The organism is Rhodoplanes sp. Z2-YC6860, assembly GCF_001579845.1.
Taxonomy (GTDB): Bacteria; Pseudomonadota; Alphaproteobacteria; order Rhizobiales; family Xanthobacteraceae; genus Z2-YC6860.
The window spans coordinates 6,515,737-6,541,107 of sequence record NZ_CP007440.1; the positions used below are offsets into that span (position 1 = coordinate 6,515,737).

Below are 25,371 nucleotides of genomic sequence, written 5' to 3' on the forward strand. Positions count from 1 at the left end.
CAACGCTCTAAGAGGACGTCATGACTTTGGCCCGTCGAGATTTTTTGCGGCTTGTTGCAGCTTCGATGGCTGCTGTCGGGCCTCCGTCCTCCCGTGCTGCGTGGTCGCAAACCTATCCCGTCCGCCCCGTCCGAGTGATCGTACCGGTCGCCGCTGGCGGCCCGGTTGATGTCATCACGCGCACGATCATGCAACAGTTCTTTGAGCAGCCGGGCCAGCCATACTACGTGGAGAATATCCCTACCGGTGCCGGCAACGTAGCGACAGGCATCGCTGCCAAGGCGCCAGCCGACGGGTACACGGTGATGACCGTCACCACCGCCCTGGTGATCAATCCGAGCCTCTACGCCAGTTTGCCGTACGATCCGATCAAGGACTTCGCGCCGATCACCCTGGTCGGCGCTTCACCGCACGTGCTCGTCGTGCACCCCGCGTTGCCTGCGGCCAACGTGAAAGAGTTGGTCGCGCTGGTGAAAAGCAACCCCGGCAAATACAGCTACGCGTCTCCGGGCACAGGACAATCAGGGCAACTTGCGGGCGAAATGTTCCGGCTCGCGTGCGAGCTCGATCTGGCGCATGTCCCATTCAACGGGGCGGCCCCGGCCATCACATCGACAATTGCCGGACATACGCAGATTGCGTTCATGTCACTCGCGGCCGCTGCCGGCAGCATTAAAGGTGGCAGCCTGCGCGCCCTCGCCGTGACTAGCGTCAACCGCTCTGAAGTGTTCCCAGACATTCCTACCATGGTGGAAGCGGGCGTTCCGGATCAGCAATCCGCATTCTGGCAAGGCATGGTTTTCCCGGCAGGAACGCCGAAAGACATTGTCAGTCGCTGGCATCGCGACATCGTCAATGTCATCGGATCGGACGACACAAGAAAACGTCTCGCGGCAATGAGTTTCGAGCCAGTGGCGAACAGCTCGGAGGAGTTCAGCGCCTTTATCAAAGATGAACTCCAGAAATGGCGGAAAGTGATTGATGGCGCGAGCATGAAGAAGCTCGACCATTGATACCCTCAGGAGATTGTCGTGGAGATTTGTTTCGAGGAAGTGATACCAACGCGCCAACGGCTGCGGGAGCTGAGCAAGCAGCCGAGCGCCAGAGCAAGTAACAAGATCATCGATCATATAGATGACATTTGCAGAAGGTTCATCGCGGCCTGCCCCTTCGTTATTGTCGCCTCACGAGGAGCGGACGGGTGCATGGACCTGTCCCCCAAGGGTGACCCCCCTGGTTTCATTGCTGTGCTCGACGAGAGGACGTTGGCAATACCGGATCGTCCGGGGAATCATCGGCTCGATACCTTCGACAACCTGCTGACGCATCCGGAAATCGGGCTGCTGTTCATGATCCCGGGCAACGGGGACACGCTGCGCGTTAGCGGCAAGGGCAGAATTGTGCGAGACAGCTCTTTGCAGACCCGCCTTGCGATTAATGGAAACCCACCCAACCTCGTTCTCGTCGTTACCGTTGAGCAAGCCTTCATGCATTGCCCCAAATGCATCGTAAGGTCTCGACTTTGGATACCCGGAGAGTGGCCGGACCGTTCAGACGTGCCCGCACTGGCCGAAGCAATCATGGCGCACGCGAAGCCGGCTGAGACGGCCGCCGAAGTGCGGGCCATCATCGACGATCACAACACGCACTTATATTAAGAGCTCGCGGACCCACGTCTGCTACGGGTCAGGAACGTCGATTCCGGCCCATTTTGCACATGTCGGCTATTCCCCCGATAGCGTCAGAAAAGGCGACATCACTCGATGTCCGCCCGTGCCATTAGGCGGCATTGGGAAAAGGCCGCGCAACGGCGACGTACGCTTCCTGCGGGAACGTGAATCGTCCCCCGTCGAGCATGGACACAGTTGAAAAGGCTGCGGCTTTGGCGGCAACCGATGCGATGATCGACTGCCGTTCGGATTCAGCCCTGCCCTTCAGAAGGACCGTCATTGGTGTGGCAAGAAGTTGAAACCGGACATAATCGAGCACTGAGGGAAATTGGATCGTCTGCACGAGGGTTTGCACGTCAACCACACCAAAGCCTGCGTCGCGCAGAAGACTGTCGAGCTGCGAGGGGTCGGCGAAGGAATGCTCGCCTCGCTTGATCCGTGAGGCTTCGGGTCCGAGCACCTCATCCAGTGCGCGTACAAAGGCGTAAGCCCCAAGTGTACGTTCGATCGGGCTGTACACACTAAGCGCAATGCGACCTGATGGGCGCACCACGCGGTGCATCTCCCTCAAAGCCTTCGGCTGATCTGGAAAGAATTGCAAACCGAGCTGGCAAAGAACCACGTCAAATCGCGCGGAAGGAAACGGTAGATCAAGCGCACTGCCCTCCGTCCAGGTGATAGGCGCTCCTTCGCTCGCGACAGTACGGGCGACCGCCAGCATTCCAGGGTTTAAGTCCAGACCAATGACATGGCCTGATCCAGCCTTGCTGGCCGCCAGCCGCACCACGACCCCGGTGCCGCAAGCGACGTCCAGCACCTCTTCGCCCGCGCGAACCTCGGCGCGCTGAACGAGGTCGTCCGCCCATTTGATGGTGATCCCGGGTACGAGGTAGCGCTGGTATAGCTCGGCAGCGCTACCCTCCAGCTGCCAATGGCCGTCACTCATCGCCGCCCCCTGGACAGAGGACAATCATGCTATCGCCTAGACCTACCTGCTTGAAGGGCCAATATCCGCTGATGGTCATCCGCGTCGAATTTGGCCGATCCAGGCCACGTCCGATTTGTCCTCCACAGCGACCGTCGAGCGGACATCCTGGATCGGCAGCTTCGTGCCAATCGCGTCAATTCGCTTTTCAATAAAGCAACAAGGCTATTCGATCACGTCGTCAGCCGTCGCCAGTATCTCGGGCGGGACTGTCCAGCCCATAGCCTGAGCAGTCTTGAGGTTGATGATCATCTCGAACTTCGTGACCTGCTCGACGGGAAGATCGGCTGGTTTTGCGCCCTTCAAGATTTTGTCTACGAAGTAGGCACCGCGACGGTACATCTCCGCCAAGTTCTCGCCGTATGACATCAAACCGCCGGCCGTGACCCACTCCCGCGCAACGAACATGCCCGGTAGCCGCTTTACCACCGTGAAGTCGATAATTTCCTTGCGGTGCTGGAGAGTGAGTGCGTCTTGCAGAACAATCAGCGCATCGGGTTTCGCTTCGGTCATCTTTGCAAATGCGGTCTCAATGTCTTTGGGAGATCGCACTTCGAAAGGTTCTACCTTCACATGCAGCTGATCAGCTGCATCCTGAGTCAGCTTCCAGGGATAAGAGAGCGCCGGATTGGCACCATTCCAGAGCACTGCAACACGCGACAGTCGAGGTACTACTTCCTTCAATATTTCTAGACGCTTGGTGCTGAGCGCAGCAGTCTGCGCAGCGCCACCGGTGATGTTGCCACCGGGATGCGCAAGGCTGCCGATAAGACCGCTTTCAATCGGGCTAATGGCGTTGGGGAATACCACTGGAATGTCGGTCGCCGGGCTTTTGACTGCAAAGCCTGCGGGCGTCGTCGAGACAACAATCACATCGACCTTCAGTCGCACCATCTCTGTGGCAAATTCTTTGAAGCGCTCCGAGCGTCCCTCGGCATAGCGGCGCTCCACATTCAAGTTTCGACCTTCTTGATAGCCAAGGTCCTTCAGACCATCGAACAGACCATCGTAGAACTTCTCGTAGCCGTGAGCGAGAAAGCCCATGCGCCAAACTTTTCCGGGTTGCTGGGCATAGCCCGCGTGTGCCCATGCCGCAGTTGCCCCGAGGCCGCCAAGAAATTCCCTCCGCCTCATGTCCATCCCCGGTCAGAACATCGTAGCGGGCCAAACGATTACTTGAATAGGCTGGAAGATGGCTTCGCAGCTGCAACATGGGACGCGAGCCGATGTCGGAGTTGGGTCTTGGCCGTGCAAAAACGTCTGGATACGCGGATTTTAAGCAGAGTCTGTGAGGGAGGCGAGCGTTGGGGCTGGCTATACCCTGATCGCGGCCATCAGCGGCCGGACGCCCATGATGCTCATCGCCCTCGTCATGTTGTAGGCCAGGACATGCAGCGCCATCTCTGAAGCGACCCGTGGCAGCGTCTTCATCAGGAAGTGGGTGGCGCCCATCCGGGCTTTGATCGTGCCAAATGGGTGTTCGACCGTCTCGCGACGCTGGCGCATTTTCTCTGGGTGCTCGTCGAGCCGACGCTGCACGGCTTCGAGAACATGCTCGTGTTCCCATCGGGTGATGCGTCGCTCCTTGCCGCTGGTGCAAGTCTGCTTGATGGCGCAGCCCTGGCAGGCATTGGTCCAATAGCGGCGCAGGAGCATTCCATGTTCTTCGTTGGTGTAGCGGTAAGGCAAGCTTTCCCCGGCCGGACAGATGTAAACGTCCTGCTCGGCCACGTAGCGGAAGTCCTGTTTGCCGAAACGCCCCTTGGCAATGATGCCTGAGGTCATCGGCTTGGGCAGCGTGACCGTGATGCCGGCATCCTCGCAGGCCAGGATCTCTTCGCTGCTGAAGTAGCCGCGGTCAGCGACCGCATCGAGGCTCTCTACTCCCAATGTCGCCTTCGCGGCCTTCGCCATGGTCGAGAGCTGCGATCGGTCGGTTCCGACGTTGGTCACCTCATGCGTAATGATCAGATGATGCTTGGTCTCCACGGCAACCTGAACGTTGTAGCCGACGACCCCAGACCCTCGGCCGCTGGTCGCCATTGAGCGAGAGTCAGGATCGGTCAGTGATATCTGTTGATCCGGAGCCGCCAGCATCTGCGCCCGGAGTTCCCCGAGATTCTGCATCTGCTCCCTCAGCTTCGCGATCTTGTCTTTCAGACGGTTCGTCTTGCTTTGGAGTGCCTCTGATGGCTCATGCCGGTCGGCGGTATCAAGCTGTTGTAGATAGCGGGCAACGCTCTCCTCGATTTGCGCCATGCGCCGCTCCATTTTGGCGCGCGTGAAGTTCTTGTCCCGGTTATTCACGGCCTTGAACTTGCTGCCGTCGATTGCCACGCTGGGGTCCGTCAACAGCCCCATGACGCGGCAAAGCGCTATGAACCGGGCACAGACCTGGCGGATCGCGCCGCCATTGTCCTTGCGGAAGTCGGCAATCGTCTTGTGATCAGGCACCAGCCGACCCGTTAGCCACATCGCTTCAACGTTACGCCCAGCCTCGCGCTCCAGCCGTCGGCTCGACTGAACCCGATTGAGATAGCCGTAGATGTAGAGCTTCAGCAGGACAGACGGATGATACGCCGGCCGGCCGGTGACCTCCGGCGCAACCCCGTCAAATCCCAGCTCCGCCAGATCGAGCTCATCAACAAAGACATCGATCACACGAACCGGATTGTCCTCGCCGATCCAGTCTTCCAAGCATTCGGGAAAAAGCGTGCTTTGCCCGCGAGCCGTCCCCTCAACGAAGCGCTTCATCCGATCCCCCGCAGCCGCCAAGAATCAGCGCCGCAAGAATCTCATGGAGCGGGGCGTTTTCACACAGCCAGGGTCAAACGCACCATTTGCGAACTATTCGCATGTCCGCTTCGCCCCAAAAGCGACCTGGGACGGTCCGCTTTAGCTGGACCCAGCTGTCGCGGCTTGGGTGGTCTGACTCAGAACCATCCGAGCCAACTGAAAAACATCGCCAGCAGTGCCGTGAACACGCATGCAGCGCTTGCACCGAAAAGCCAAAGCCACGTAACCTCTTCGTGCATCCTCGAATCTCCGCAAGAAAATTGCGGTCTGCCTATCCGGAAATCGTTGATCCAGATCAAGGCGGGGTTGGTTCGTTCGTTTGGTTAGGTGCCCGCAAAAAAATCAGCCGGCAAGTATGGCCTGTTGCGCGCTCGACGAACTCGGCTGCGACTCTACCGAGTCCGACGCTCTCAACAACTGCTCTGGCGATGGTCTCAGTGACCTCACGAACCCAGCGTTAGAAGACCCGGTGCTTCGCCCCCCGGGTTTTTCTTTTGGGAACGCTGCCAGTCATCGGACATTGCAACTGAGGAAACGGAGATCGACATGCTCTTCAACCCAATGCTGCCCTTCATCATCCATCAGCGCTGGCTTGAGACCGTGGTGCTCCCGTATCTCGATAGCTTCGAGAGCAGGTACCCGAGGTACGAAACAGAAGCGCTGTCCGAGGAACATGTCCAGGCGGAGCCGGTTTTCTTCGCGCACGCCGGGTGACAACCGGTCGTAACAGGGATTCGCGATGGACGCAGTTATTTTGCCGGTTTCTTGCTGCGACAACAACGCATCGGTACGCGTGGTCATCTAACCTGTTCTCGGCGTGCGCTTTCCGCTTTGCTCAGGTCGTGAAGCGCAAAACACGAGCGCAAAGATGTTAGTTGCCGCTCCGTCGCCCTAAACTCTTGCGGCGTGTGTGAAGGACGAACAGTTGGCTCGCGAGGCTATCGTGCGAGCTGGCCAACAATGACCGCGTATTCCGGCGAAGGCGTTTGCGGCCAGCTATATCGAATGGCGTGAATGCGTTGAAATGCAAGCTCAAGTGCAGAGCTCAGCTCTACCTCGCGCAACCTTCCAGGTTGCAGGCTTCACGTTGCCAGCAGTTGCTCTGGCTTACCTCGAATATTTCTAAATATTCCGACGATCGCTGTTCAGGACAGGACTGCGAACGCCAACGCAGCTCCGCACGGCGGCATCTTAGCGCAGCGACCGTACACATCAGGTGCGGTGCGCGTTGGAGCGGCAACGATGTGGCGTCGCCGCCATGTCGATGGTGCTGCCGGGATTTTCGAGAGTCCTGAAGTCAATGGAACCGACCCCGGCAAATCATGGCGGGCTACATTTCGAGGTTCTTCCTTCGCTCGGCAGCTAGCTTTTCCCAAGTCTTGGCAATTTCCTCGAGCGCTTGCCTTTGTCCGGGAAGCGCCCGCTGCATCATTTCGCGGCATTCCTTTGCGCGAGCCAGGTAACGGCGGGCTGGCGTCTGGGGCCGGATAATGGATGCGCTGGCCACTGCGCACGATGCGTCGGTTCAGATGATCGACACCTCGATTGTCCGTGTGCATCAGCACGGAGCCTGCATCATCAAAAACCGAAAGCAGTCAATGGGGCGGTCCCGCGGCGGGCTGACGAGCAAGATACATGCGGTGGTCGATACCAACGGCCTGCCCGTGCGGCTCGCGTTGACCGCAGGCGAGGCGCATGACAACCGGCTCGCGGACAAACTGTTGTCGCGCTTGAAATCCGGATCGATGCTGCTGGCAGATTGCGGCTATGACGCTGACTGGATCAGAGCCCTTGCTGCGAGGAAGGGTGCGCTGGCCAACATTCCGCCTCGCTGCAATCGCACTGAGCCGATCTGCTTCAGCCCGTATCTCTATCGGGCTCGCAACTTGGTCGAACGGTTCTTCAACAAGATCAAGCACTGTCGTCGGATTGCAATACGCTACGACAAGCTGACGGCGAACTACCTCGCTTTCGTTCAGCTCGCATCGATTAGACTATGGCTGCGCGTTAATGAGTCCACGTCCTAGTAAGCTGATCTCGCTTTATGCGGAAGGATTCCTTAGTACGTTGGTGCTCTGCAACTTCGCCTTGCCGCCCAACTTGCTTCCACGACCAAGCTTGCGGCCCTGGGTCTTCTGGCCGGTGAGTTGTTCGAGTGGCGGTCATCCCAACATCGTGGAGCGTCCAATGGATGAAGCTCTGAGTTACAGGAGGGCTTACTGCACGTGCGGCGAAACGTGCTTAAATTCCGCGAGTGCGAGTGCTAAGCGGCACGGTCATCTTCGCCGCGCAAAGGACCTTCCACGGTTTTGTACGATCCGCAGCTGCCGCATCTAAACCGCTTGAGCTCAGGCAAGCCTGATGCGGCGGGAATTGTGCAGAAGTGCTCCATCCTGTTCTTGCAGACGGTGCACGATAGCGTGAGGTCCCGTAGCTTACTAAGCATATCGAATTGCCGATCGATGAGACGCATCATAACTCGTGAGCAAATCGCGACTACGCGCTTCGCAGCGCGTCGGGCCACTCGACGTTCTTGATCGTGTATGATCGAACGCCGGCAGGAGCGTGCACTTCGACAGAGTCGCCGCGGCTTTTTCCCATGAAAGCGCGTGCCGTGGGTGAGGACACGGAAATTCTTCCGCACCTCGCATCCGCCTCTGGCTCCCCGACAATCTGCCAAGTCCTTTTGACATGGCTATCTTCGTCCAAAACGGTGACGGTCGCACCGAACCTGACAACATCGCCCGACAGCTTCGAGAGGTCGATCACCTCGGCCCGCGTAAGCTTGTCCTCAAGCTCAGCAATGCGGTTCTCGTTTGCGGCCTGATCCGCAACTGCGGCTTGGTAATCGGAGTTTTCGGTGAGGTTTACGTCGTCTCTCATGGCTTGTTGGAGACGCGCGACAATATCTGGTCGCTTTACATGGAGCCGATCTTTCAGCTCTTGCTGAAGAGCTATGTATCCCGCTGAAGTCATCGGCAACGTATTCATTGATCGCTCCAAGGCAAAACGCGCCATCAAAACAGCCGAAAGAGGCAAAACGTTCCCGACGCTGCGACAATCGGACGTCAATGCATCCTTTCCAGGGGAGGTTTGACTTTGTGGAGCAACTCCGGCCAGTGCAGCGCGACCAGGGCGTGTAGCGCTGGCGGTCCGTCCACAACGACAGCGCTCATGACAAACGCGCGCACAGTTTCAAGGTCGGTCAAATCCAACGGCATTTGAACCACGCTACTCATCTCAGCCCCTCTGTGTGGATAGAAAAGGGGAGTCCAGCAGAGCTGGACTCCCCTCGCTGCCTCAATAGTCCATTCCCCCCGGGGCAGCGTGAACGGGTGTTTCCTTCTTCGGCTTGTCCGCCACCAGGGCTTCTGTCGTGATCAACAGGCCGGCCACTGAGGCTGCGTCCTGCAGCGCAGTCCGCACAACTTTGGCTGGGTCGATCACGCCGGCGCCTACGAGGTCCTGGTACTCGCCAGTCGCCGCGTTGAAGCCCCAGGCGTACTTATCGTTCTCCAGGAGCTTGCCGACGACCACGGAGCCGTCCTCGCCCGCGTTTTGCACGATCTGCCGGGCCGGCACCTGTATTGCCCGGCGCACGATGTCCACCCCCGCCTTCTGATCCGGATTGGACGGGTTGATCGCCTGCAGGCTCTTGAGGGCACGCAGCAGTGCCACGCCGCCGCCGGGAAGGATGCCCTCTTCGACGGCCGCGCGGGTGGCGTGGAGCGCATCGTCGACACGATCCTTGCGCTCCTTGACCTCGACCTCGGTTGCACCGCCGACGCGGATCACCGCGACGCCGCCCGCGAGCTTTGCCAAACGCTCTTGCAGCTTTTCACGGTCATAGTCCGAGGTGGTCTCCTCGATCTGGGACTTGATCTGGGTGACGCGGGCTTCGATGTCCTTCTTCTTGCCTGCGCCCTCGACGATCGTGGTGCTCTCCTTCTCGATCACGACCTTCTTAGCGCGACCGAGCATTTGCAGGGTCACCTTCTCCAGTTTGATGCCGAGGTCTTCAGAGATCGCGGTGCCCCCCGTCAGGACCGCGATGTCCTCCAGCATCGCCTTGCGGCGGTCGCCGAAGCCCGGCGCCTTTACGGCCGCAACCTTCAGTCCGCCTCGCAGCCTGTTCACGACTAGTGTGGCGAGCGCTTCACCCTCCACATCCTCCGCCACGATCAACAGAGGCTTGCCGGTCTGCACCACCGCCTCAAGCAGAGGCAGCATGGTCTGCAGACCGCTGAGCTTCTTCTCGTGGATCAGAACGTAGGGATCTTCGAGCTCGACCTTCATCTTTTCTGCGTTGGTGACGAAGTACGGCGAGACATAGCCGCGGTCGAACTGCATGCCTTCGACGACTTCGAGCTCGGTGTTGAGACTTTTGGCTTCCTCGACAGTGATGACCCCGTCGTTGCCGACCTTCTGCATCGCCTCAGCGAGGAAGCGCCCGATCTCGGTATCGCCGTTCGCAGAGATTGTGCCGACCTGGGCGATTTCGGAGTTGGACGTCACCTTTTTGGCGTGGCTCTTCAGATCCGAAACCACCGCTTGGACCGCGAGGTCGATGCCCCGTTTCAGGTCCATAGGGTTCATTCCGGCCGCAACGGCCTTTGAACCCTCCTTGACGATCGCCTGCGCGAGAACCGTCGCGGTGGTGGTGCCGTCGCCGGCGAGGTCATTGGTCTTGCTCGCGACCTCACGCACCATCTGGGCGCCCATGTTCTCGAACTTGTCTTCGAGCTCGATCTCCTTGGCGACCGTGACGCCATCCTTCGTGATGCGCGGCGCGCCGAACGATTTCTCGATTACGACGTTGCGGCCCTTTGGACCGAGCGTCACCTTCACCGCGTTTGCGAGGGTGTCCACGCCGCGCAGCATCTTCTCGCGCGCCTCCGTCGAAAATCTCACTTCCTTGGCAGCCATGTGGTACCTCCTTCCTTGGATCTGTCGGGATTGATGATTTACGCGGCCTTCTTGAGCTTTCCGGCATCGTCGATGATGCCGAGGATGTCGCTCTCCTTCATGATGAGAAGATCCTCGCCATCGATCTTGACCTCGGTTCCGGACCATTTGCCGAACAGCACGCGGTCTCCGGCCTTGATGTCGATCGGGATCAGCTTGCCGGCCTCGTCGCGGCCCCCCGGGCCCACAGAGACGACCTCGCCCTGCGAGGGCTTCTCCTTCGCGGTGTCGGGGATGATGATGCCACCTGCGGTTTTCTCGTCAGCGTCGATGCGCCGAACGAGCACACGATCATGCAGCGGGCGGAAGTTCATGAAATTCCTCCTTGCTCAGTCCATCGATGTCAAAAGGTCGGCCAGCTCCCCCGGCGCAACCGGCAAAACCAGTTGGTAGCGGCCGGCGCAGCGTCAAGAGTTCGGCATCAAAAAATTTTCGACCTTTTGGAATTGGCAGAGCGCCGATCAAGGCCGCGTACGGATACACGCATGCTGCGGACATAACATTGGCGAATGCCAGCGCGAGCACGACATGCGTCAGCATGATCAACTCTCGATATTTGAATTGAAACGCGGGAAGTCCTGCCACCCTCGTTGGCGGGACTTCCGGATGCGGACGGCGCTGAGCCCGCTTGGAGCATCACGTCGTCCGCGTTTTCAGGTGCCGCTGAATCCGTCTGGACCATCATGCGACGCCAGCATGAAGGCGCCCATCGCAAGGACAGCGGAGAGAAGTGCGCCGACCAGCAAGAGCGACATGGCTTGCCTCACTGCGGCATACGTCCGCCATCGCTGCGCGACTTGGCGAGCTCGGCGGCGGCGACCGCAGCCTCACTGACGAGACCAGGTGCTTCATCTTCGATCTGCTTTAACGCATCAAAGATCCGCCGCATGCCTGGCTGACGCAGCTCTTGCAGCTTCATCCATTTTCTATCCTGCATGGCTACATGCTCCGCGATGCAGACGAGGCGTTCGAAGACACCTGGGTGTCCGCGCCGATGGATGGGAGAATGAACGGGCCGGCTGAAGCCGTGTCCCGTCCGAGCGGAAGGTCGACCTTTGGCAGTTTGGTCTTGGTGTTGAGGTTAAGCCACGGCACGGTCGGCTCGAGAGGCGGCAGATAAGTTTCCAGCCCCCGCTCCTTCCAGTCGCTTCTCTGCAGGATGCTTTGCCCTGAGACTTCTGGCATCCAGAGAAGCCCCGCCATGACGGCGATGATCAAGCGGTTCGTCATGGCGCCGCCTCATGCGAACAGGGAGCGATCCCGACCGCTGCTGTGGTACAAGTCCTTCCAGCGGCGGGCGCGGTTGATGAACTTCCCGTAGTTCGGGTTGTCTGCTGCCTCTCCATCCAGGCGCTTGAGCGCCATCATGATGTCGTCGAAGCGGATGATCGGGGCGGATGGTGGACTGCGCAGCTCGGGCGCGGCCTCGACGGCACAGGCGTCTGAGGCCCAGGAGGCCAGGATCGCCCGCTTTTCTTGCGCCGTCATATCCGGATCGTCGACGACCTCCATGGGGGTCCGGAAAGCCCCGGCGGGATGGAGAAGACGGTCGAGTTCAAAGTCCTTTCGGTTCTCGATTTGGGTCATGGCCACATCCTTCGTAAAGCGACATGGGTCAGAGCGGGTATTGCCCGCAACAGGCCCGAGTTGGGCACCTGTCGGCGGACCGATTTAGAAAAGGCGTGTTCAGTTTCAAGAGAGGGACAATAAAATTTTTTAGTAGCGGGATACGTTAACCCAGCGATCCTTTTGTTTCGCAGCGCAAAAACCTTTTCTCGCTGACGACCCTCTTGAAAATTTATCGAGCTGTTCTAATTCGAAACCTGCCGCACATGCGGCGCCGGACGCCCCAGTCGGGGTCCGGCCAACCGGGCGCCCGATCGGTGTCTGGCGCTCCTGATCACCATGTTGCTCATGTGGAGGATATGGCCATGAGGACTACCTTCGATCCCACCCCCTTCTGGCGTTCAACCGTCGGTTTCGATCGCCTCTTCGACCTGATGAACGAATCGTCCCGATGGTCGGGCGAAGTCGCCTACCCGCACTACAACATCGAGAAGGCCGGGGAAGACCATTATCGGATATCACTCGCACTCGCCGGCTTCAAACCCGAAGAAATTACGATCACGACCGAGCACAACGGGCTTACCGTCGAGGGTAGCAAGGCCGAGAGGGCCGCAAGTGATCAGACCGAGTATCTCTACCAAGGAATCTCGGCTCGCCCGTTCCGCCGGGTCTTCAGCCTCGCCGACTATGTGCAGGTGAAGAGCGCGACCTTCGAAGACGGTCTGCTCAAAATCGATCTGGTTCGCGAGGTGCCGGAGGCGATGAAGCCACGCCGCATCGCGATCAACGGCAACGTCTCCAAGCCGACAATCGACCAGAAAAAAGCAGCCTAGCAAGTGTCGAAGTTGGGGCTCCGTGGCGCTTGCAGTCTGCGCCACGGAGCAACCTGTCGATATGCGACGGTCACCGCAGCGAGCGTAGGAGGTTCAGTGTGGATACCGAAGTACGGGACTACCTAATCGGTGCGCACAATAAAGTCATCGCTCACTATCGCAAGGTTCTCCAATCGAATTCCCTTGCACAGCCTGAGCGCGAGCGCATTCAGAATCGCTTAGCCGTCGTCGAGACAGAATTGGCGGCTGTCTTGGGAGAACCATCGGCGAAGGCTGCGTAACCTCCTTCAAGTAACGCGCACATAACGCGCCAGGCGACTCTTGACCCAATTTGCCGAGCTTTCCCTTTGCGTAGGGCAGCGTGGTGCGCACCTGCCACACACAATGCGAAAGCCTCCCCAGGCGGGGCGTTTTCGCTTGTAACAAAACACAACCGACCGTGATTTGAAGTTCTGGGAGTTATCTGATCTTCTTAAGTCGATCGACCTTGGGAAGCCCTCGATCACCACGCGAAAACCCCGCCACTCATCTGGTGGGGTTTTTGTTTGGAACTAAATCTGTGGGAGCTGCTTAAGGCTTGTGAGCGCGGGCCCCTATCCCCCGATGACCGTGCTCCAATAACCCCGCTTCTCCCTGGCGGGGTCTTTTTTTGCCGCACCAAACGCTGGAACCACACAAAATGGTTGGTGTTTATATGCCCGACCAGGTTGGGTGAGCCTGGTCAGGTCTGCTCTCGACCGGCGGGCCGAGGCGCCGCCGTCAACTCGGCGGCGCCTGACTTTTGAGTACGGGCAAGACGATGGCCTCCCCGCTGACCTTGCTCGGAACGAGACCCCGCCCTTGTGGCGGGGTTCTCTATGACAACGCGTCGCGGGAACGCGAATTCCCAGCGTATTGTAGAGCCAAGTACACGCGGGGCATTCACAACCACTCGCCTGTAAGGAAGGCACTGCCGAAAGATGGGGCCTTTTCTTTCGAACACGCACCGCAACGCTGTGTTGGCCTAGTTTCAGAGCCAGACTTGCAATCAGTCGATGGTAGGCATCGCCCTTCTCCGGTTCGGTGGCGCCTTTTGATTAGATCTGAGTGTCCTCCCGCAAAGACAAGTCAACATCACACGCATGAGGAGTAGCTGGGCTGAAGCGATGGACGGTCGCCCTCCAGCAAGGCCAGGAGTCGGACAAAGGGCCTTGCTTAGTTACTTGATCCGGAAGTCTTCCTTCTTAAGCTTAGTGCCCTTCATCTCTTCTTTCATCCAGCGCGGCTCCTGACCACGACCGGACCACGTCAGTTTAGAATCCTTCTTGCTTCTGAATTGAGGGGCGACGGTCCTGCCTGCCATTTTCGACGCCGGACCGCGCTTCGGCTTATCTCCGGTCAGGCGAGCGAGTTGTTTGCGAAGTTCCGAAGCCCGGCTTTCAATCGCGCCGGTAATCTCGTTTCTCAAATCGAACAGAGCATCCATAGTCATGGACGCGTAAGAGGTATTCTTCGATTTAGCTTTAGTTTTACGCTTAGCTTTCTTGGCCATAGCCGCTCCTGGTGGACGTTGTTTGTAACCTTCCGTGTGTCGATAGCAAGTCATGCCCGCAAATCATCGAGCGCGCCTCGTCCGTTAAGACGATCGTTTTGACCGAACGGGTACAAGTCAACGCTCGTTCGGTAGACACAACAGTGCTGATTTTTCGAAATTTGGCTGCGTGTTATTCTGCGGCGACAAAGCACTAAACAGAAGCGTGCGGAACACGCTCGCTGCAGGTGAGCAATTTTGAGTCCGATTATGTTTCAGCGATCGACGCAATCGTCAACGAATGCGTGACGTTTAAGGATCGGCACCTTCTTAACCCGCGCCTGCTTACGACACGCAGAACGCTTCTGACGTAGAGCCATCTCTTTCGACTGCATCCGTTGCCGAGTAGCCGTATCAGCCGTTGTTCGGTCAGGCTTCATACCTGTCACTGCGCCCTTTGGGGTCTCCGATTGAGCAAAAGCCAAGGACGAAGAGAAGACGAGAACAGCAACAGCGATGTTCACCAGAACGTTCTTCATAAAACCTCCTACGGAAGCTCTCAATGAACTTTGGAGGCTTCGACCGGTTCCACCAACGCTTAGCTGAGGAGTCTTAGGGAGAGTGGCGTCCGACTGATTCAACTCCTTCAGGGCCAGATAAAGCCTTTTTTCGACGGATCAAAAGCTGGTGGACTTTATGTTGGACCGCCTCAACCACCCGGGGGTGATCAAACACGCTAAGCAGGTCGTTCACTGTTTCCCAAGCGTGTTTGCCCCCATCGGGATGAAGATAACGGGTCAAAATGGCTTGCGAGAGCACCAGCGCTATAGCAGTCACGTCGTCGTCGGTAAGTTTATCTTTGCCGCGGTAGGTACGGAGGAGCCTCACGCCGTCTTCGGGCAGCCATTGCAGATCGACCCGCGCTCCTCCAATTTCGACCGCATCCTTACCGCTGGTATCCAAAACCTTCGAATCCGAAACCATTCAACGCTCCAACGATACCGCTTCAACCATTCTTGCGCGACCCCGTTCCGCCGGGACGGACGCAGCGCGCAATGAGGCGCAGTTTAGCGTAAAAGTGGAGAACGTTGGATTTCAGTTCGTCTCCCTCCGCCAGCCGTTCAGGGCGAAATTGTCTCCGCCGCCCAATCAGCGCCTCGGAAACCGCCACGGCCATCGCCTTTTCTGCACAGGCCTCCGTACTTCGAGTCAGGCCTGTCGCGCGACATCTCTCTCCGAGCCCCCTTGTCTCCGAACCTCCCGACTCTGTGAATTTGGTACGGAATTCGTAAGCGGTTGAATTAGATTCGATTTTTGCGTCGTGGGATTTTCGGTTTCGATCCAGAATCGGCAGCCAAGATGACCGTCAAACTTGTGTTCAAATTTTTCCGGGCCTGAGGGTCCGGTGAGTTTGAAGGGGCTATGAATCCGCGCCTGTGTTGCCGTCAACCACTTGACCACGAAATTGACTGGCAGGATCACTGTGCCAGGCAGCCGCTGACCATCGCGGAATCGAGGCGAGCCGCGTCAGGCGCGCAAAAAGAAGAAGCCCCGCTTTCGATAAGCGGGGCTTCTCGTCTTCATACATCACACGGATTAGCCGCAGCGACGAATCCGCTTGACGATGGTACGGCCGTGGTATTGCTTCTTAACGACGATCGTGCGGCAGCCCCCGCCGTAGGCATAGTAACCACGATGATGCCGGTGACGGTATCCATAGCCGTCACCCCCGATACGAACGTTCACGCTGCTGCGTTCGCGACGGTCACCCTCGCGCATCGTGCGCCGTTCGCCGTGCTCGCGCATCGAACCACGCTCACCACGATCGCGCATCGTGGTGTCGCCACGAACACGCTGTCGTTCGCCGCTTGGCGCCACCTTGCTTTCGCTCTGAGTGGTCATGTTCTCTGACGTGCCAGTTTGGTTGCTATTTTGGTTCGTGGTCTGAGCCATCGCAGGACCGCCGATGAGCAACCCAGCGATCGCAGCAGTGAGCAGAAGCTTCTTCATCGTGTTTTTCCTTGTTGATCGAGGCGTTGCGCCTCCCGATGAAAGAATGCGCGTCTAAGTCATTGTGTTCCAAGGAATTTTCTGAACGGACATTCAACGGTCGCGTTTCAAACCAAGATCGCATTTTACGGCTAGCCGCCTGGCCTTTGCGTTTGCTCTGACAAAGGATTCGTAGACATCACTCAAGGTTCGATGCTGGCCGTTGGTCGCGTGATGTGACTGAAGATGTCGCGCGATGGGTGATCTCGATGGTAAGCCCGGCGGGCTTAACTCTGATCACAGCCGGTGCAGAATTTGTCTCTGTGGCGACTGAAGATGGGCATTCGTGGTGGCAAGGTCGCCTAGTCGATATGCGGGTCGGACGTTACCGAAAACGCTTCGTAGGAACATCAACTGATCGCGCGTCACGCCGGCTTTACGAATCAAAAGTCGCTTTCGCTCAGTAGTCCGCGAAGACCCTGCCAGTCTCTCTGCGGTGGGTTTTAGGTTCTGGCAAAATTAAGTTCCGCGGATTATTTGGGCGTACGAGCAAGGCCCCAGCAACCACTTGCTCGCACAGCCCCGCAAGGTGCCTTTTGCATTGAGTCGGGGCCATCCCTCAGCTTAGCCGAACGAGCAACAACAGCCGCACGTCCGTTGCGCGAAGCTCACTCAGGACTCTTGCCCGAGCCCTGCCTCGGCAAATTGCGCTGATTACTGCCGCCCCTTCTTGTCAGGTGGCAGCTTTTTTGGTGACGGCTCCGAGTTGAACAATTTCAGGAGCGCGTCCGCTATCTCGCGATTCAACGTCTCCGTGTCATCGGACACAGGTTTTTCATTGTCAGACATCGCCCATCTCTAATGTCGTGTTCGAGCGGCGCAATGCGCCTGCTCCACAGGGCTAATCATAAGGCTTGTGCAGTGTTCCTGACTCGGCAGGCCAAAAAGAACGAATTTGAGTTCGTAGATAGGACCTACTTTCTAGCCATCGCACGTCTATGAAGATCAAGCGCTTCTGGAGACGATTACGAATTGCCTTCAGCACAACGGTCATCAGGCCGGGGGATTTGGTAAGAACAATTTCCAGCTTCCCCAGAGCCTTCCGAAGACGCACCCGAGTGCAACTGCCGCCGGTACGGCAAAAAACACATCCCAAAGTAAATCCCGAACGGGCTAGCTCATGCAGTACCGGACTTACAAGATCCAGGACGGTCACATCGCCGAGCCCGGCCAATACTTTGAGGCCGCCAATGACCGATCTGCGGTTGAGGTCGCACGCGATCAATCAGACGGAAAGTCGTTCGAAGTATGGGAAGGCACGCGACTCGTCAGCACTCAAAAGTCCTGACATCCGTATCAATACGGACGACACGCGCTTTGCACCTTGTAGCATCAGTTCATGACTGATGATCCGTTCGTCTGCCCGAAATGTTCAGAACGCGCCGAATATAACGGACGCATAGGATTGCCGCCGCAGGTGATCTATCGCTGTACGTCATGTGCCCATGAGAGCTGGGTCTCATACCGACCTGATGCGCCGGTCACCCAGCAACAACAACCACAGAAGCCTAAGCCGGTCGATCAAACCTGAATGGCGTTCGCGGCGTGACCTGAAGCTTGATGCCGAGGTCATGTGCCCGCTTCTTGATGCTGCTCTCTGATCTTTTCAGACGGATGGCGATGTTGCGGAGATAAATCCCTTCCGCTGCCATATCCTTCAGCTTGGCTTCGTCCTCAGGGGTCCAAGCGTAGACCTTTCTCTTGAGCATCCTCTTTCGCTTTCTCGTTGAGGAGACCCATGGTGGCGACCTCTGCCTCGCAGACCTGACACTTGAAATGGCTGCGCTGGATGGTGGGCTGTGCCAGCTCGAGTTTCACCAGCCACATCGGAACGTTGCAGTCCGGGCATTTTGGATGGGTAGCCATGGGGTCCCTCCGTTTTTCCCGCAAACGACCATCGGAACGATTTGTTCCAACTTGACTCGATGACCATTTTTGTTCACGTTTTACCCCGTCTATCCACTTAGCGAACGCAGACCCCATGACCTCCAAGTACCTTGAAGCGGGATCGCCCCTGTCCTGTGCCCTCTGTCGTCAGCCTTTTGCAGGAAGAGCCATCCACGCGACGGACGGACACTTCTATTGCTCATCCGGTTGTGCGGCTGAGGGACAGAAACTCGACATGTCAAAGGTCGTGGAATTGAAGCGGTGACCTACACCCGTGGAAAGATGCTGCGGGATACGATCGCGTTCGCTCTGCGCGGAATAAAGCTTCACATGGGAAAGAGATTCGTTCCGCTGAAACTCACCGAGGAGCAGAGATACAAGATCGGTGATGAGGTCGTCCGCAAGCTCAAGGATCAGTGGAAGCTTGACGAGGACATGCCCGAGAACCTTCCCGGTCCGAGGATCTAGAGAGGAAAATAGCTTCCCTCTCCGCATGAAATGACTTCGAGAACTGGTGAAGATTTTCGTCGAGGTCTCAGGCCTGACGATTAGTTTTGACCCAACTCTGGGACATGTTTCGGCGGGTATTCGATCGCCTCTTCGAGAGCGCAATCGATCAGACCTGCAAGCCTAGGCTCCTGCAGATCGTTCGCCAGCATTTGAGCCGTTTTTAAAAGGCTCACGATTTTCTGCTTCTGGTCTGCCATCTATCACCCTCAGAACGCCGAACGCCCTTGTCGGCACGGTACGCTTCGTCTCAGCGTCGCAGACCATGCACTGGAATGTCTGGAGGTCGGCGCAGTCACCCAACTCAGCTTTCATGAGCCACATGGGGACGCCGCAGCAGTGTGGACGATCTGACATGCTTCACCCCTATACCTGCCGGGTTTCGGGTTAGTGAACTTCATCTCGTCTGCGGAAATCGAAGCGATGATACGACGCTGATTGGCGCTCCGCCGAGATTCGGAAAAGTGCTTCCCTCGACGTTCGCTTGGACGGTCTTTGTCCCTTCATCCACGGTGTAAGTACCGGTGGGGCTATGAGCTGCCATCAGTGCTGGCCGGTCACCACCGGCGGCGGCTTATCAGGTGCGAAATAGCCGACCTCCCACATAGCGCTAACGGCGCCTGCCGGCTGAGTGACGCTTTGCGAGGAGGATGTGACCGATAACGCCATCCCCGAGAAGCGAAGCGGCAAATGGACGCCACGGTTGCCATGGTCGCGCGCAACATGGGCGCCTATGGGCGCGACTGTGGGTGACGGGCCCATTGCTTGTTCGCGCTCGATGCTCCTGCCGCAATTGTAGGCCCCATCTCGCTCCGCCCCACCAGCAGACGGATGAATTCCGCCGCGCGCATGGTGTTCTTCAGCACCTGCGCCCTCGTGTTCAGGGGCTTCATTGCCGCCGTTGCGTTTTGCGATGTGCCGGGCTCTCCTGTCGGCACTTCTCCCAACCAATAAGCGGCGTCGGGGCAACCCCCAACCGGCGAGGTCAAACCCGTCGACGAAGGGCCCCGCGAAACGACCGGCCGGGGCGCGCCCATCGGAGCGCAACCGCCCCGGCAGTAATCCCAGCAATGGGTGGTTCTGCACGCGTTGCAAGGCTATGCGAAATACTCTCGTCTTATGTGAAAAGACGCATTCTTGCATTCTGTGATGGTTTCACCATCTGAAACGGATGCGGGTGCAGCCGTATTCACCTAGGTTCAGTTACCCTATAAGCTCGCATGCCGTGCGTTTGGCGCGGCTCGATATGATCGCCAACTTGCTGGACACTGCGCTCGTTATTCCCGGCACAGGCATTCGCTTTGGGATCGACGCTATCGTCGGCATTGTGCCTGGCATCGGCGACGCCCTCACCACCGCGGTTTCTCTTTATATCGTCTACGAAGCTCACCAACTCGGCGCGCCATGGCATGTCGTCTCCCGAATGCTCATAAACGTTGCAATCGATAGCGCCGTCGGCGCGGTCCCACTTCTAGGCGACGCCTTCGACGTGATGTGGCGTGCCAATTGCCGCAACGTCAAATTGTTGCGCGATCACTTCGAAGGAAGAGCTCTATGACCAAGCCGCTCGTGGTTTGCATTCCTCATCGTCTTGGAAAGGATAAAGCCATCGACCGCCTTAAAGGAGGCCTCGATCGCGCGGCGCGGGACTTCAAGCAAGTCATCACGATCGAACAACAGGTGTGGACTGGCGACTCCCTCTCGTTCCACATCCGCGCCGTCGGCCAGTTCGCCTCCGGCAACCTCCAAGTCTTTGAGAACTTCGTGCGCCTTGAAGTCACACTGCCATGGTTGCTGGCGAAGCTGGCTGAGCGCCTTGCCCCGGCGCTTGAGCAGCAAGGTAAGTTATTGCTGGAACACAAGTGAAGCTGCGGGCACTTCGGGCAATTTATTAACCCAAGGCACCTGACAAGCGCGCGCGGGTTAGAGCGTAGCCAAGCGAAGGGTGAGTATTCATCGGCTGAGGCGCTTTCCGTCCTTCACGACGGGCACAGACAGTCAGCGCGATAGCCGCTGAGACGGAACCACTATTATTTGAGCCGAAGGGCGTTGGTCGCGATTGCTTGTCGGTAGTGCTCAATTACTTGGTCGCACGTTCCACCGCGTGCGAGAATTGCAAACACATCAAACCCTACCGAGACTTTCTCGGTCATCATCAGCCGGGTCTCCGCCTGGTCGATCCCGATTTTGGGTACACGGCGGGCGATCACCTCACCAGCTTCAAGCGCCAACATTGCTAATGGAAACCAGAACATGCATGCGCTACCGGGCCCGTTCTGATTTTGTTGCAGCTGAAGATATCAGTCGAAAATTTCGAAGGAAGGACGGCTTTGATGATGCAGGCTTGGTGTCGTTCATTGAACTGGGCCGAACCGACCTGTCGAACTGTTGCATTCGAAGGAACCACCCGTCTTGAGCCGGCAAGATCGAAGCCCGGGCCGAAACAGCAACCTTAGGAAAATTTCGAAATCAAGGGGACGCGCTAGTTGCACGCCAGACCGCGTTGCCAACGTCATCCGCAACGAGCAACGCGCCTGCGCTGTCAATCGCAACGCCCACAGGACGACCGCGAGCTTTGCCATCCGAGTTTAGAAAACCTGTCACCACGTCTTCAGCCTTCCCGGTTGGTAGGCCGTCCTTGAATGGCACGAACACGACCTTGTACCCATTGAACTGATTTCGGTCCCAACTGCCATGCTCTCCGACAAATGCGCCGCCCTTGTATTTCTGCGGAAGAGCGTCAGACGTGTTGAACGCCATTCCCAAAGGAGCAACGTGCGAACTCAATGCGTAGTCTGGCAAGATTGCTTTCTCGACTAGATCCGGACGTTACGGATACACCCGCGGATCGATGTGTTTGCCGTAGTAACTGTAAGGCCACCCATAGAAGCCGGGCCCGAGGAATCGAGCGATTTGAGTCCGCAGAGGTTGAGGTGCAGCTTCGACCCCGGCTGCTTTACAGGATTTTTTCTTCATTGATGAGTCCTATTACGGAAGGTGCGGCCCGCGAAGCCCCGCTCTGCAGATGGTCCGATGGACATCTGTCATTTGACACGTGATGCGCGGTGACGATTGAACGCGCCGCTCGACCGTGCCAGCATCGAACGAGTACTTAAGACGATCCGCGCATGCGTGTTTTCCTCATTGTAGTCCCTGTATGTTCAATGCTCGCGCTGCCTTTAGTGGGCAGCCAAGCTAAAGAAGAATCAGCATCATCAAGCACGACTACACCGTCTGCATCCCCTTCCCCACCCGAAACGACCCCCGCCCCGGCGGAGAACAAAAAACCAAAGGAAGTTCCTGCCGCCGAGCGGAAGCCGATCACCGAGAAGCCGCCGTCGGAGAAACCGGATCCGCATACGGGGAAGCCGAAATCCGCCGCGAAAAAGGACAAGGAACAAGAGCACGAGCCGCTTGATCCTGACACAGGGTCTAGCACTCTGACCCATGATACCCTTGGCGTGTTGCCCAATCCTTGGACCGACAAGGGCGTCAAGTTCGCGCTCAGCTATGTCACCGACACGTTGGGAAACGTGTCGGGCGGCATCCGCCGCCAGCTTACATATACGGGACGGCTGAACGGTGCGATTGACGTTGATCTAGCGCGCATCGCTGGGTGGCAAGGCCTGAGCTTTCACGCCAACGTGTTTCAGATCAACGGCCGGGGGCTGTCGCGCACCGATATCGACAATCTGATGCCGGTCAGCAGCATAGAGGCCTTGGCAACGACCCGGCTCTATGAGGCATGGTTCGAGCAACGCTGGGCAAATGACAAGTATTCGGTTCGTGCAGGACAGCTTGCCGCAGATGCCGAGTTTTTCACGACGCGCTACAGCGACGCCTTCATCAATGCCAGCTACGGCTGGCCGGCGATCCTCGCCGTAAATCTTCCCGGTGGCGCGCCTTCACCGCCGCTATCCTCGGTTGGCGCGCGCTTCAAAGCGGCGATCACTGATCAAATCACCATCCTGTCAGCGGTGTTCAACGGCGATCCTGCCGGACCAGGTCCCGATGATCCGCAATCGCGCGATCGTTATGGCTTGAACTTCCGCATCAACGATCCGCCGCTATTGTTGCAGGAATTCCAATTCGCCTGGAATCAGGACAAGGACGCGAAGGGCTTACCCGGCACTTTCAAGCTCGGCGGTTGGTATCATGCCGGTTTGTTCAACGACCAGCGTTTCGCAGCCAATGGCCTGTCGCAAGCTGCCCCCGGAGCGGCGGCTGACCCCGCGCAGCTTCGTTCCGACTACGGCATCTATGGTACCATCGAGCAGCTGGTGAAGCGGTTTTCGGGCGACGATGACGCACGCGGTATTGGGACGTTTCTGCGGCTCTCTACGACGCCGGCCGATCGCAACCTGGTGAGTTTTTACACCGACGCCGGAATCAGCATCATTGGCCTCGATGAAAAGCGTCCTCACGACAAAATCGCGCTTGGGTTTGCTTATGCGCGCGTCTCAAACCACGCGCGGGATCTTGACCGGGACTATGAGGCAATGGGGGAATTGAATCGCCCTGTCCGTGATTACGAAGGACTTCTCTATGCGAGCTATCTCGCCGAAATAAAGACCGGCTGGACGATGCTGCCAAACTTCCAATACATCATTCATCCAGGCGGCGGTTATGTGTTCGACAATGGCGTGCCCAAGCGTATCGGTAATACGGCTGTTATCGGGGTCCGAAGCGTCTTGAAATTCTGATCCCGGGCGAAAGCCAACGGTTGTGAGCGGCTGGTCGAAGTCAGTTGACCCGGCTTCGTGCAACCCACCTCTAACCAACGGCGCATTGCGTGACCTCGATCACTCTCAATCGCTTGAGGAGGCTTACCCCACAATTGTTGCTGCCCTTGCAGCGGCTCTGTTTTTTATCGTTTCGATGGAGGTACGCGAGGCTCTCCCGGCTATTTCACCGGGTTTGGAAACTGTGTCGATAGATTTCCCCGTAGTTCCCTCCGGGCCGTGAGGGGGCATTTGCGAGCGGCCCGATGCTTGCACTCGCACGGCAGAGCCGCGATCTTCAGGAGCAACTCGATCCCAGAAGCGGCGTCAGTGACAGTAGCGCTACTTGAATTTGACTTCGTGCTGCTGGACTTCTTCACATCTCGGACATTCGAAAGTCCGAAGATCCCAGTCGGAATCGTCAGTCGGCTCAATGGCCGATAGCCACATCATAGTGCCGCACCAGCAGCAAGTGGGATGCCCGATGACGTTGGTTGCCACTAGCGTATGTTTGAAATCGCGCATGCCGACCCTCCCCAGAGCCTTGCGTAAGCGATTGTCTGTGACGTCTTGATCCTGCTCCGTCAAATGTGAACGGGCAATGGCTGTTTCATTAAATCACTGCGACATGGCGCCGTCTAAGTGTCGCATACCACGCTTATCCATTTGGTTGCTGCCAGCTACAAAGAGGTACTTGAAGCTTGCTCTGGCTTGCGCTGCTTTTTTTTTCCGATCGGTCCTTTAGCGTCTGGCATTCCAATAGAACGCGCTCAGTCGCCCTGGTCTTTGCTGGTGTGATCGGACTGTGCTCCTGAAGAAGACGATAGGGATGCCGCGTTTTCGTGGTTCAGCTTCCAAATCTGCTTGTGAGCATTAAAAGCATTGCCGCGCTGACGCAGAAACCAGCGAGAAAGAACAGCAGTCGGGTATCGGACATGTCGCTCTCGTAGAGGAAGCCGGGCGATGTTGCTGACCCGCCCAGCCCCTCGTTGGACGGATGAAAGCCATTGGCTCCCCTTCCTGCCAAAATAACCCGTGACCGAGCCGCGGCGTTCCTGATCTTTCTTTGTTGCGCCGCGTCTAACAAAAGAAACAGAGCGGACTCGGCCGGGCTGTTTCTCATTGATACTAGTACCGGGCTGTTTCTCATTGATACTAGTAGCAGACTCGAACGCGATGGACTCGCGGCCCCCATGGCGTATAGCGGACACGCCGCTGCACAAAACAATCGCCGCCCCAACCGGCTGCGGCATAGTAAGGGCCACCTCCGTAGTAGTAGCCAGGGCCGCCGCCATAATAGTATGGAGCAGCCGCGACCGCGCCGAGCGCAAGGCCACCAGCAAAGGCGGGACCAAAACCGCCGCCCCAGCCATGATGGCCCCACGGGCGAGCGTCTGCGGACGTCGCTGCAAAGGCGCTGGCTCCAAGCGATACGGCAGCAAGTCCGGCGATTTTCCACGATGAACGCATGACATGTTTTCCTTGCTTTTGTCGCCACCGTTTAAATAAGCGAATGGGAAATAGGGCGTTCCGATTGGGAGCGAGAGAATTTTCTGAATAGGCATTCAAAATTGGCCCCGCAATGTACTTCAACACATGAAATCTTCCAGAAAGCGAAACAGAGCGGCGCCAAATTAAAGCTTAAAGGTGCCTAGCCAAACCTTCGTACAATACACGGCCTGTCGAGTCGTCGGGTTTCGTAAGCTAATCCGACAGGAACCGCCAGCGTTACCCGCTGGTTATCGCCGAGTCATGCGCCGCGCCGTCGCCGCTGTTGATGCTTGCCGTCAGCCTTTCGAGTGCCGATGCGCGCCATCGTCACCGCCATCATCGCGGTCCGGACCAGCCGTTAAGCGCCGATCAGCAAAACCAATCGACCTCA

General features: G+C 57.7%; 26 protein-coding genes and 2 pseudogenes. 8 read left to right on the top strand and 20 right to left on the bottom strand.

All coding sequences use genetic code 11. From position 1 onward, the window contains the following. Nucleotides 1-20 precede the first annotated feature (20 nt). A complete protein-coding gene (locus tag RHPLAN_RS30450; RefSeq protein ID WP_084245915.1) occupies nucleotides 21-1,013 on the top strand; it encodes a Bug family tripartite tricarboxylate transporter substrate binding protein in 993 nt (330 codons plus the stop codon). Nucleotides 1,014-1,031: 18 nt separating this feature from the next. Next, nucleotides 1,032-1,658 carry an MSMEG_1061 family FMN-dependent PPOX-type flavoprotein gene (locus RHPLAN_RS30455; protein WP_237179943.1) on the top strand — a complete coding sequence of 209 codons (627 nt, stop codon included), beginning with the start codon at nucleotides 1,032-1,034 and terminating at the stop codon, nucleotides 1,656-1,658. 121 nt (nucleotides 1,659-1,779) lie between these two features. Here RHPLAN_RS30455 and RHPLAN_RS30460 read toward each other — a convergent pair whose 3' ends face one another. The 4 genes from RHPLAN_RS30460 to RHPLAN_RS39830 all read right to left on the bottom strand — a co-directional run bounded on the left by RHPLAN_RS30460 (nucleotide 1,780) and on the right by RHPLAN_RS39830 (nucleotide 6,252). After that, on the bottom strand, nucleotides 1,780-2,616 hold the full coding sequence (locus RHPLAN_RS30460; RefSeq protein ID WP_068026407.1) for a class I SAM-dependent methyltransferase: 837 nt from the start codon (nucleotides 2,614-2,616) through the stop codon (nucleotides 1,780-1,782). Nucleotides 2,617-2,820: 204 nt separating this feature from the next. Beyond that, complete coding sequence (locus tag RHPLAN_RS30465) at nucleotides 2,821-3,789, bottom strand: ABC transporter substrate-binding protein (protein ID WP_198164571.1); 969 nt, start codon at nucleotides 3,787-3,789, stop codon at nucleotides 2,821-2,823. A gap of 180 nt (nucleotides 3,790-3,969) precedes the next feature. Then, nucleotides 3,970-5,409: an IS1182 family transposase gene (locus RHPLAN_RS30470; protein ID WP_068026412.1), complete on the bottom strand. Its 1,440-nt coding sequence runs from the start codon at nucleotides 5,407-5,409 to the stop codon at nucleotides 3,970-3,972. Between the two features lie 552 nt (nucleotides 5,410-5,961). After that, nucleotides 5,962-6,252, bottom strand: a complete 291-nt coding sequence (locus RHPLAN_RS39830) for a hypothetical protein (RefSeq protein ID WP_157100592.1) — start codon at nucleotides 6,250-6,252, stop codon at nucleotides 5,962-5,964. Nucleotides 6,253-6,914: 662 nt separating this feature from the next. Between RHPLAN_RS39830 and RHPLAN_RS30475 the strand changes: the two are divergent. After that, nucleotides 6,915-7,478 (top strand): annotated as a pseudogene (locus RHPLAN_RS30475) (IS5 family transposase); the annotation flags it as partial. 469 nt (nucleotides 7,479-7,947) lie between these two features. Here RHPLAN_RS30475 and greA read toward each other — a convergent pair. From greA to RHPLAN_RS30500, 7 genes are all read right to left on the bottom strand, one after another. After that, the gene (greA, locus tag RHPLAN_RS38700; protein ID WP_084246671.1) at nucleotides 7,948-8,442 is read right to left on the bottom strand and encodes a transcription elongation factor GreA; all 495 of its coding nucleotides are present in this window, start codon (nucleotides 8,440-8,442) and stop codon (nucleotides 7,948-7,950) included. Between the two features lie 309 nt (nucleotides 8,443-8,751). Next, a complete protein-coding gene (gene groL / locus RHPLAN_RS30485; RefSeq protein ID WP_068026418.1) occupies nucleotides 8,752-10,377 on the bottom strand; it encodes a chaperonin GroEL in 1,626 nt (541 codons plus the stop codon). Nucleotides 10,378-10,415: 38 nt separating this feature from the next. Further along, entirely contained in the window at nucleotides 10,416-10,730 is a 315-nt protein-coding gene (locus tag RHPLAN_RS30490) for a co-chaperone GroES (RefSeq protein WP_068026420.1), read from the bottom strand. Beyond that, nucleotides 10,708-10,956, bottom strand: coding sequence for a hypothetical protein (locus RHPLAN_RS39835; RefSeq protein ID WP_157100593.1), 249 nt, complete (start codon nucleotides 10,954-10,956; stop codon nucleotides 10,708-10,710). The genes RHPLAN_RS30490 and RHPLAN_RS39835 overlap by 23 nt, the downstream gene beginning before the upstream one ends. A gap of 223 nt (nucleotides 10,957-11,179) precedes the next feature. Beyond that, complete coding sequence (locus tag RHPLAN_RS39840; protein WP_198164572.1) at nucleotides 11,180-11,335, bottom strand: hypothetical protein; 156 nt, start codon at nucleotides 11,333-11,335, stop codon at nucleotides 11,180-11,182. 20 nt (nucleotides 11,336-11,355) lie between these two features. Further along, nucleotides 11,356-11,646: a hypothetical protein gene (locus RHPLAN_RS30495; protein WP_068026423.1), complete on the bottom strand. Its 291-nt coding sequence runs from the start codon at nucleotides 11,644-11,646 to the stop codon at nucleotides 11,356-11,358. A gap of 9 nt (nucleotides 11,647-11,655) precedes the next feature. Next, nucleotides 11,656-12,003: a hypothetical protein gene (locus RHPLAN_RS30500; protein ID WP_157100595.1), complete on the bottom strand. Its 348-nt coding sequence runs from the start codon at nucleotides 12,001-12,003 to the stop codon at nucleotides 11,656-11,658. Nucleotides 12,004-12,347: 344 nt separating this feature from the next. Between RHPLAN_RS30500 and RHPLAN_RS30505 the strand changes: the two genes are divergently transcribed. Then, nucleotides 12,348-12,815, top strand: coding sequence for an Hsp20 family protein (locus tag RHPLAN_RS30505; RefSeq protein WP_068032068.1), 468 nt, complete (start codon nucleotides 12,348-12,350; stop codon nucleotides 12,813-12,815). 1,198 nt (nucleotides 12,816-14,013) lie between these two features. Here the strand turns inward: RHPLAN_RS30505 and RHPLAN_RS30510 are convergent. The 5 genes from RHPLAN_RS30510 to RHPLAN_RS39855 form a co-directional block, all read right to left on the bottom strand. Then, the gene (locus RHPLAN_RS30510) at nucleotides 14,014-14,346 is read right to left on the bottom strand and encodes an H-NS family nucleoid-associated regulatory protein (RefSeq protein ID WP_157100596.1); all 333 of its coding nucleotides are present in this window, start codon (nucleotides 14,344-14,346) and stop codon (nucleotides 14,014-14,016) included. A 254-nt stretch (nucleotides 14,347-14,600) separates the two neighbouring features. Further along, nucleotides 14,601-14,864 (bottom strand): hypothetical protein, encoded by a 264-nt coding sequence (locus RHPLAN_RS39845; RefSeq protein ID WP_157100597.1) that lies wholly within the window; start codon nucleotides 14,862-14,864, stop codon nucleotides 14,601-14,603. A gap of 73 nt (nucleotides 14,865-14,937) precedes the next feature. Next, nucleotides 14,938-15,309 carry a hypothetical protein gene (locus RHPLAN_RS39850; RefSeq protein ID WP_157100598.1) on the bottom strand — a complete coding sequence of 124 codons (372 nt, stop codon included), beginning with the start codon at nucleotides 15,307-15,309 and terminating at the stop codon, nucleotides 14,938-14,940. 612 nt (nucleotides 15,310-15,921) lie between these two features. Further along, a complete protein-coding gene (locus RHPLAN_RS30520; RefSeq protein ID WP_068026431.1) occupies nucleotides 15,922-16,335 on the bottom strand; it encodes a hypothetical protein in 414 nt (137 codons plus the stop codon). A 1,713-nt stretch (nucleotides 16,336-18,048) separates the two neighbouring features. Beyond that, nucleotides 18,049-18,240 carry a hypothetical protein gene (locus RHPLAN_RS39855; protein WP_157100599.1) on the bottom strand — a complete coding sequence of 64 codons (192 nt, stop codon included), beginning with the start codon at nucleotides 18,238-18,240 and terminating at the stop codon, nucleotides 18,049-18,051. 282 nt (nucleotides 18,241-18,522) lie between these two features. Here RHPLAN_RS39855 and RHPLAN_RS30525 point away from each other — a divergent pair, with 282 nt between their 5' ends. Continuing rightward, nucleotides 18,523-18,729 (top strand): hypothetical protein, encoded by a 207-nt coding sequence (locus tag RHPLAN_RS30525; protein ID WP_157100600.1) that lies wholly within the window; start codon nucleotides 18,523-18,525, stop codon nucleotides 18,727-18,729. 80 nt (nucleotides 18,730-18,809) lie between these two features. Here RHPLAN_RS30525 and RHPLAN_RS39860 read toward each other — a convergent pair whose 3' ends face one another. Beyond that, the gene (locus RHPLAN_RS39860) at nucleotides 18,810-18,968 is read right to left on the bottom strand and encodes a hypothetical protein (RefSeq protein ID WP_157100601.1); all 159 of its coding nucleotides are present in this window, start codon (nucleotides 18,966-18,968) and stop codon (nucleotides 18,810-18,812) included. Between the two features lie 971 nt (nucleotides 18,969-19,939). Between RHPLAN_RS39860 and RHPLAN_RS30530 the strand changes: the two genes are divergently transcribed. Both RHPLAN_RS30530 and RHPLAN_RS30535 read left to right on the top strand, forming a co-directional pair. Next, nucleotides 19,940-20,326: a DUF4112 domain-containing protein gene (locus RHPLAN_RS30530; protein WP_084245921.1), complete on the top strand. Its 387-nt coding sequence runs from the start codon at nucleotides 19,940-19,942 to the stop codon at nucleotides 20,324-20,326. Next, nucleotides 20,323-20,634 (top strand): polyhydroxyalkanoic acid system family protein, encoded by a 312-nt coding sequence (locus tag RHPLAN_RS30535; RefSeq protein WP_068026438.1) that lies wholly within the window; start codon nucleotides 20,323-20,325, stop codon nucleotides 20,632-20,634. The genes RHPLAN_RS30530 and RHPLAN_RS30535 overlap by 4 nt, the downstream gene beginning before the upstream one ends. Before the next feature lie 164 nt (nucleotides 20,635-20,798). Here RHPLAN_RS30535 and RHPLAN_RS30540 read toward each other — a convergent pair whose 3' ends face one another. Further along, the gene (locus RHPLAN_RS30540; protein ID WP_068026441.1) at nucleotides 20,799-21,023 is read right to left on the bottom strand and encodes a hypothetical protein; all 225 of its coding nucleotides are present in this window, start codon (nucleotides 21,021-21,023) and stop codon (nucleotides 20,799-20,801) included. Between the two features lie 214 nt (nucleotides 21,024-21,237). Then, nucleotides 21,238-21,660: pseudogene (locus RHPLAN_RS30545) on the bottom strand (PQQ-dependent sugar dehydrogenase); the annotation flags it as partial. A gap of 236 nt (nucleotides 21,661-21,896) precedes the next feature. On the opposite strand from RHPLAN_RS30545, the gene RHPLAN_RS30550 reads away from it, so the two are divergent. Then, nucleotides 21,897-23,471 carry a carbohydrate porin gene (locus tag RHPLAN_RS30550; protein WP_237179944.1) on the top strand — a complete coding sequence of 525 codons (1,575 nt, stop codon included), beginning with the start codon at nucleotides 21,897-21,899 and terminating at the stop codon, nucleotides 23,469-23,471. 788 nt (nucleotides 23,472-24,259) lie between these two features. On the opposite strand, the gene RHPLAN_RS39865 is transcribed toward RHPLAN_RS30550, so the two are convergent. Further along, entirely contained in the window at nucleotides 24,260-25,054 is a 795-nt protein-coding gene (locus RHPLAN_RS39865) for a hypothetical protein (protein ID WP_157100602.1), read from the bottom strand. Nucleotides 25,055-25,371 lie beyond the last annotated feature (317 nt).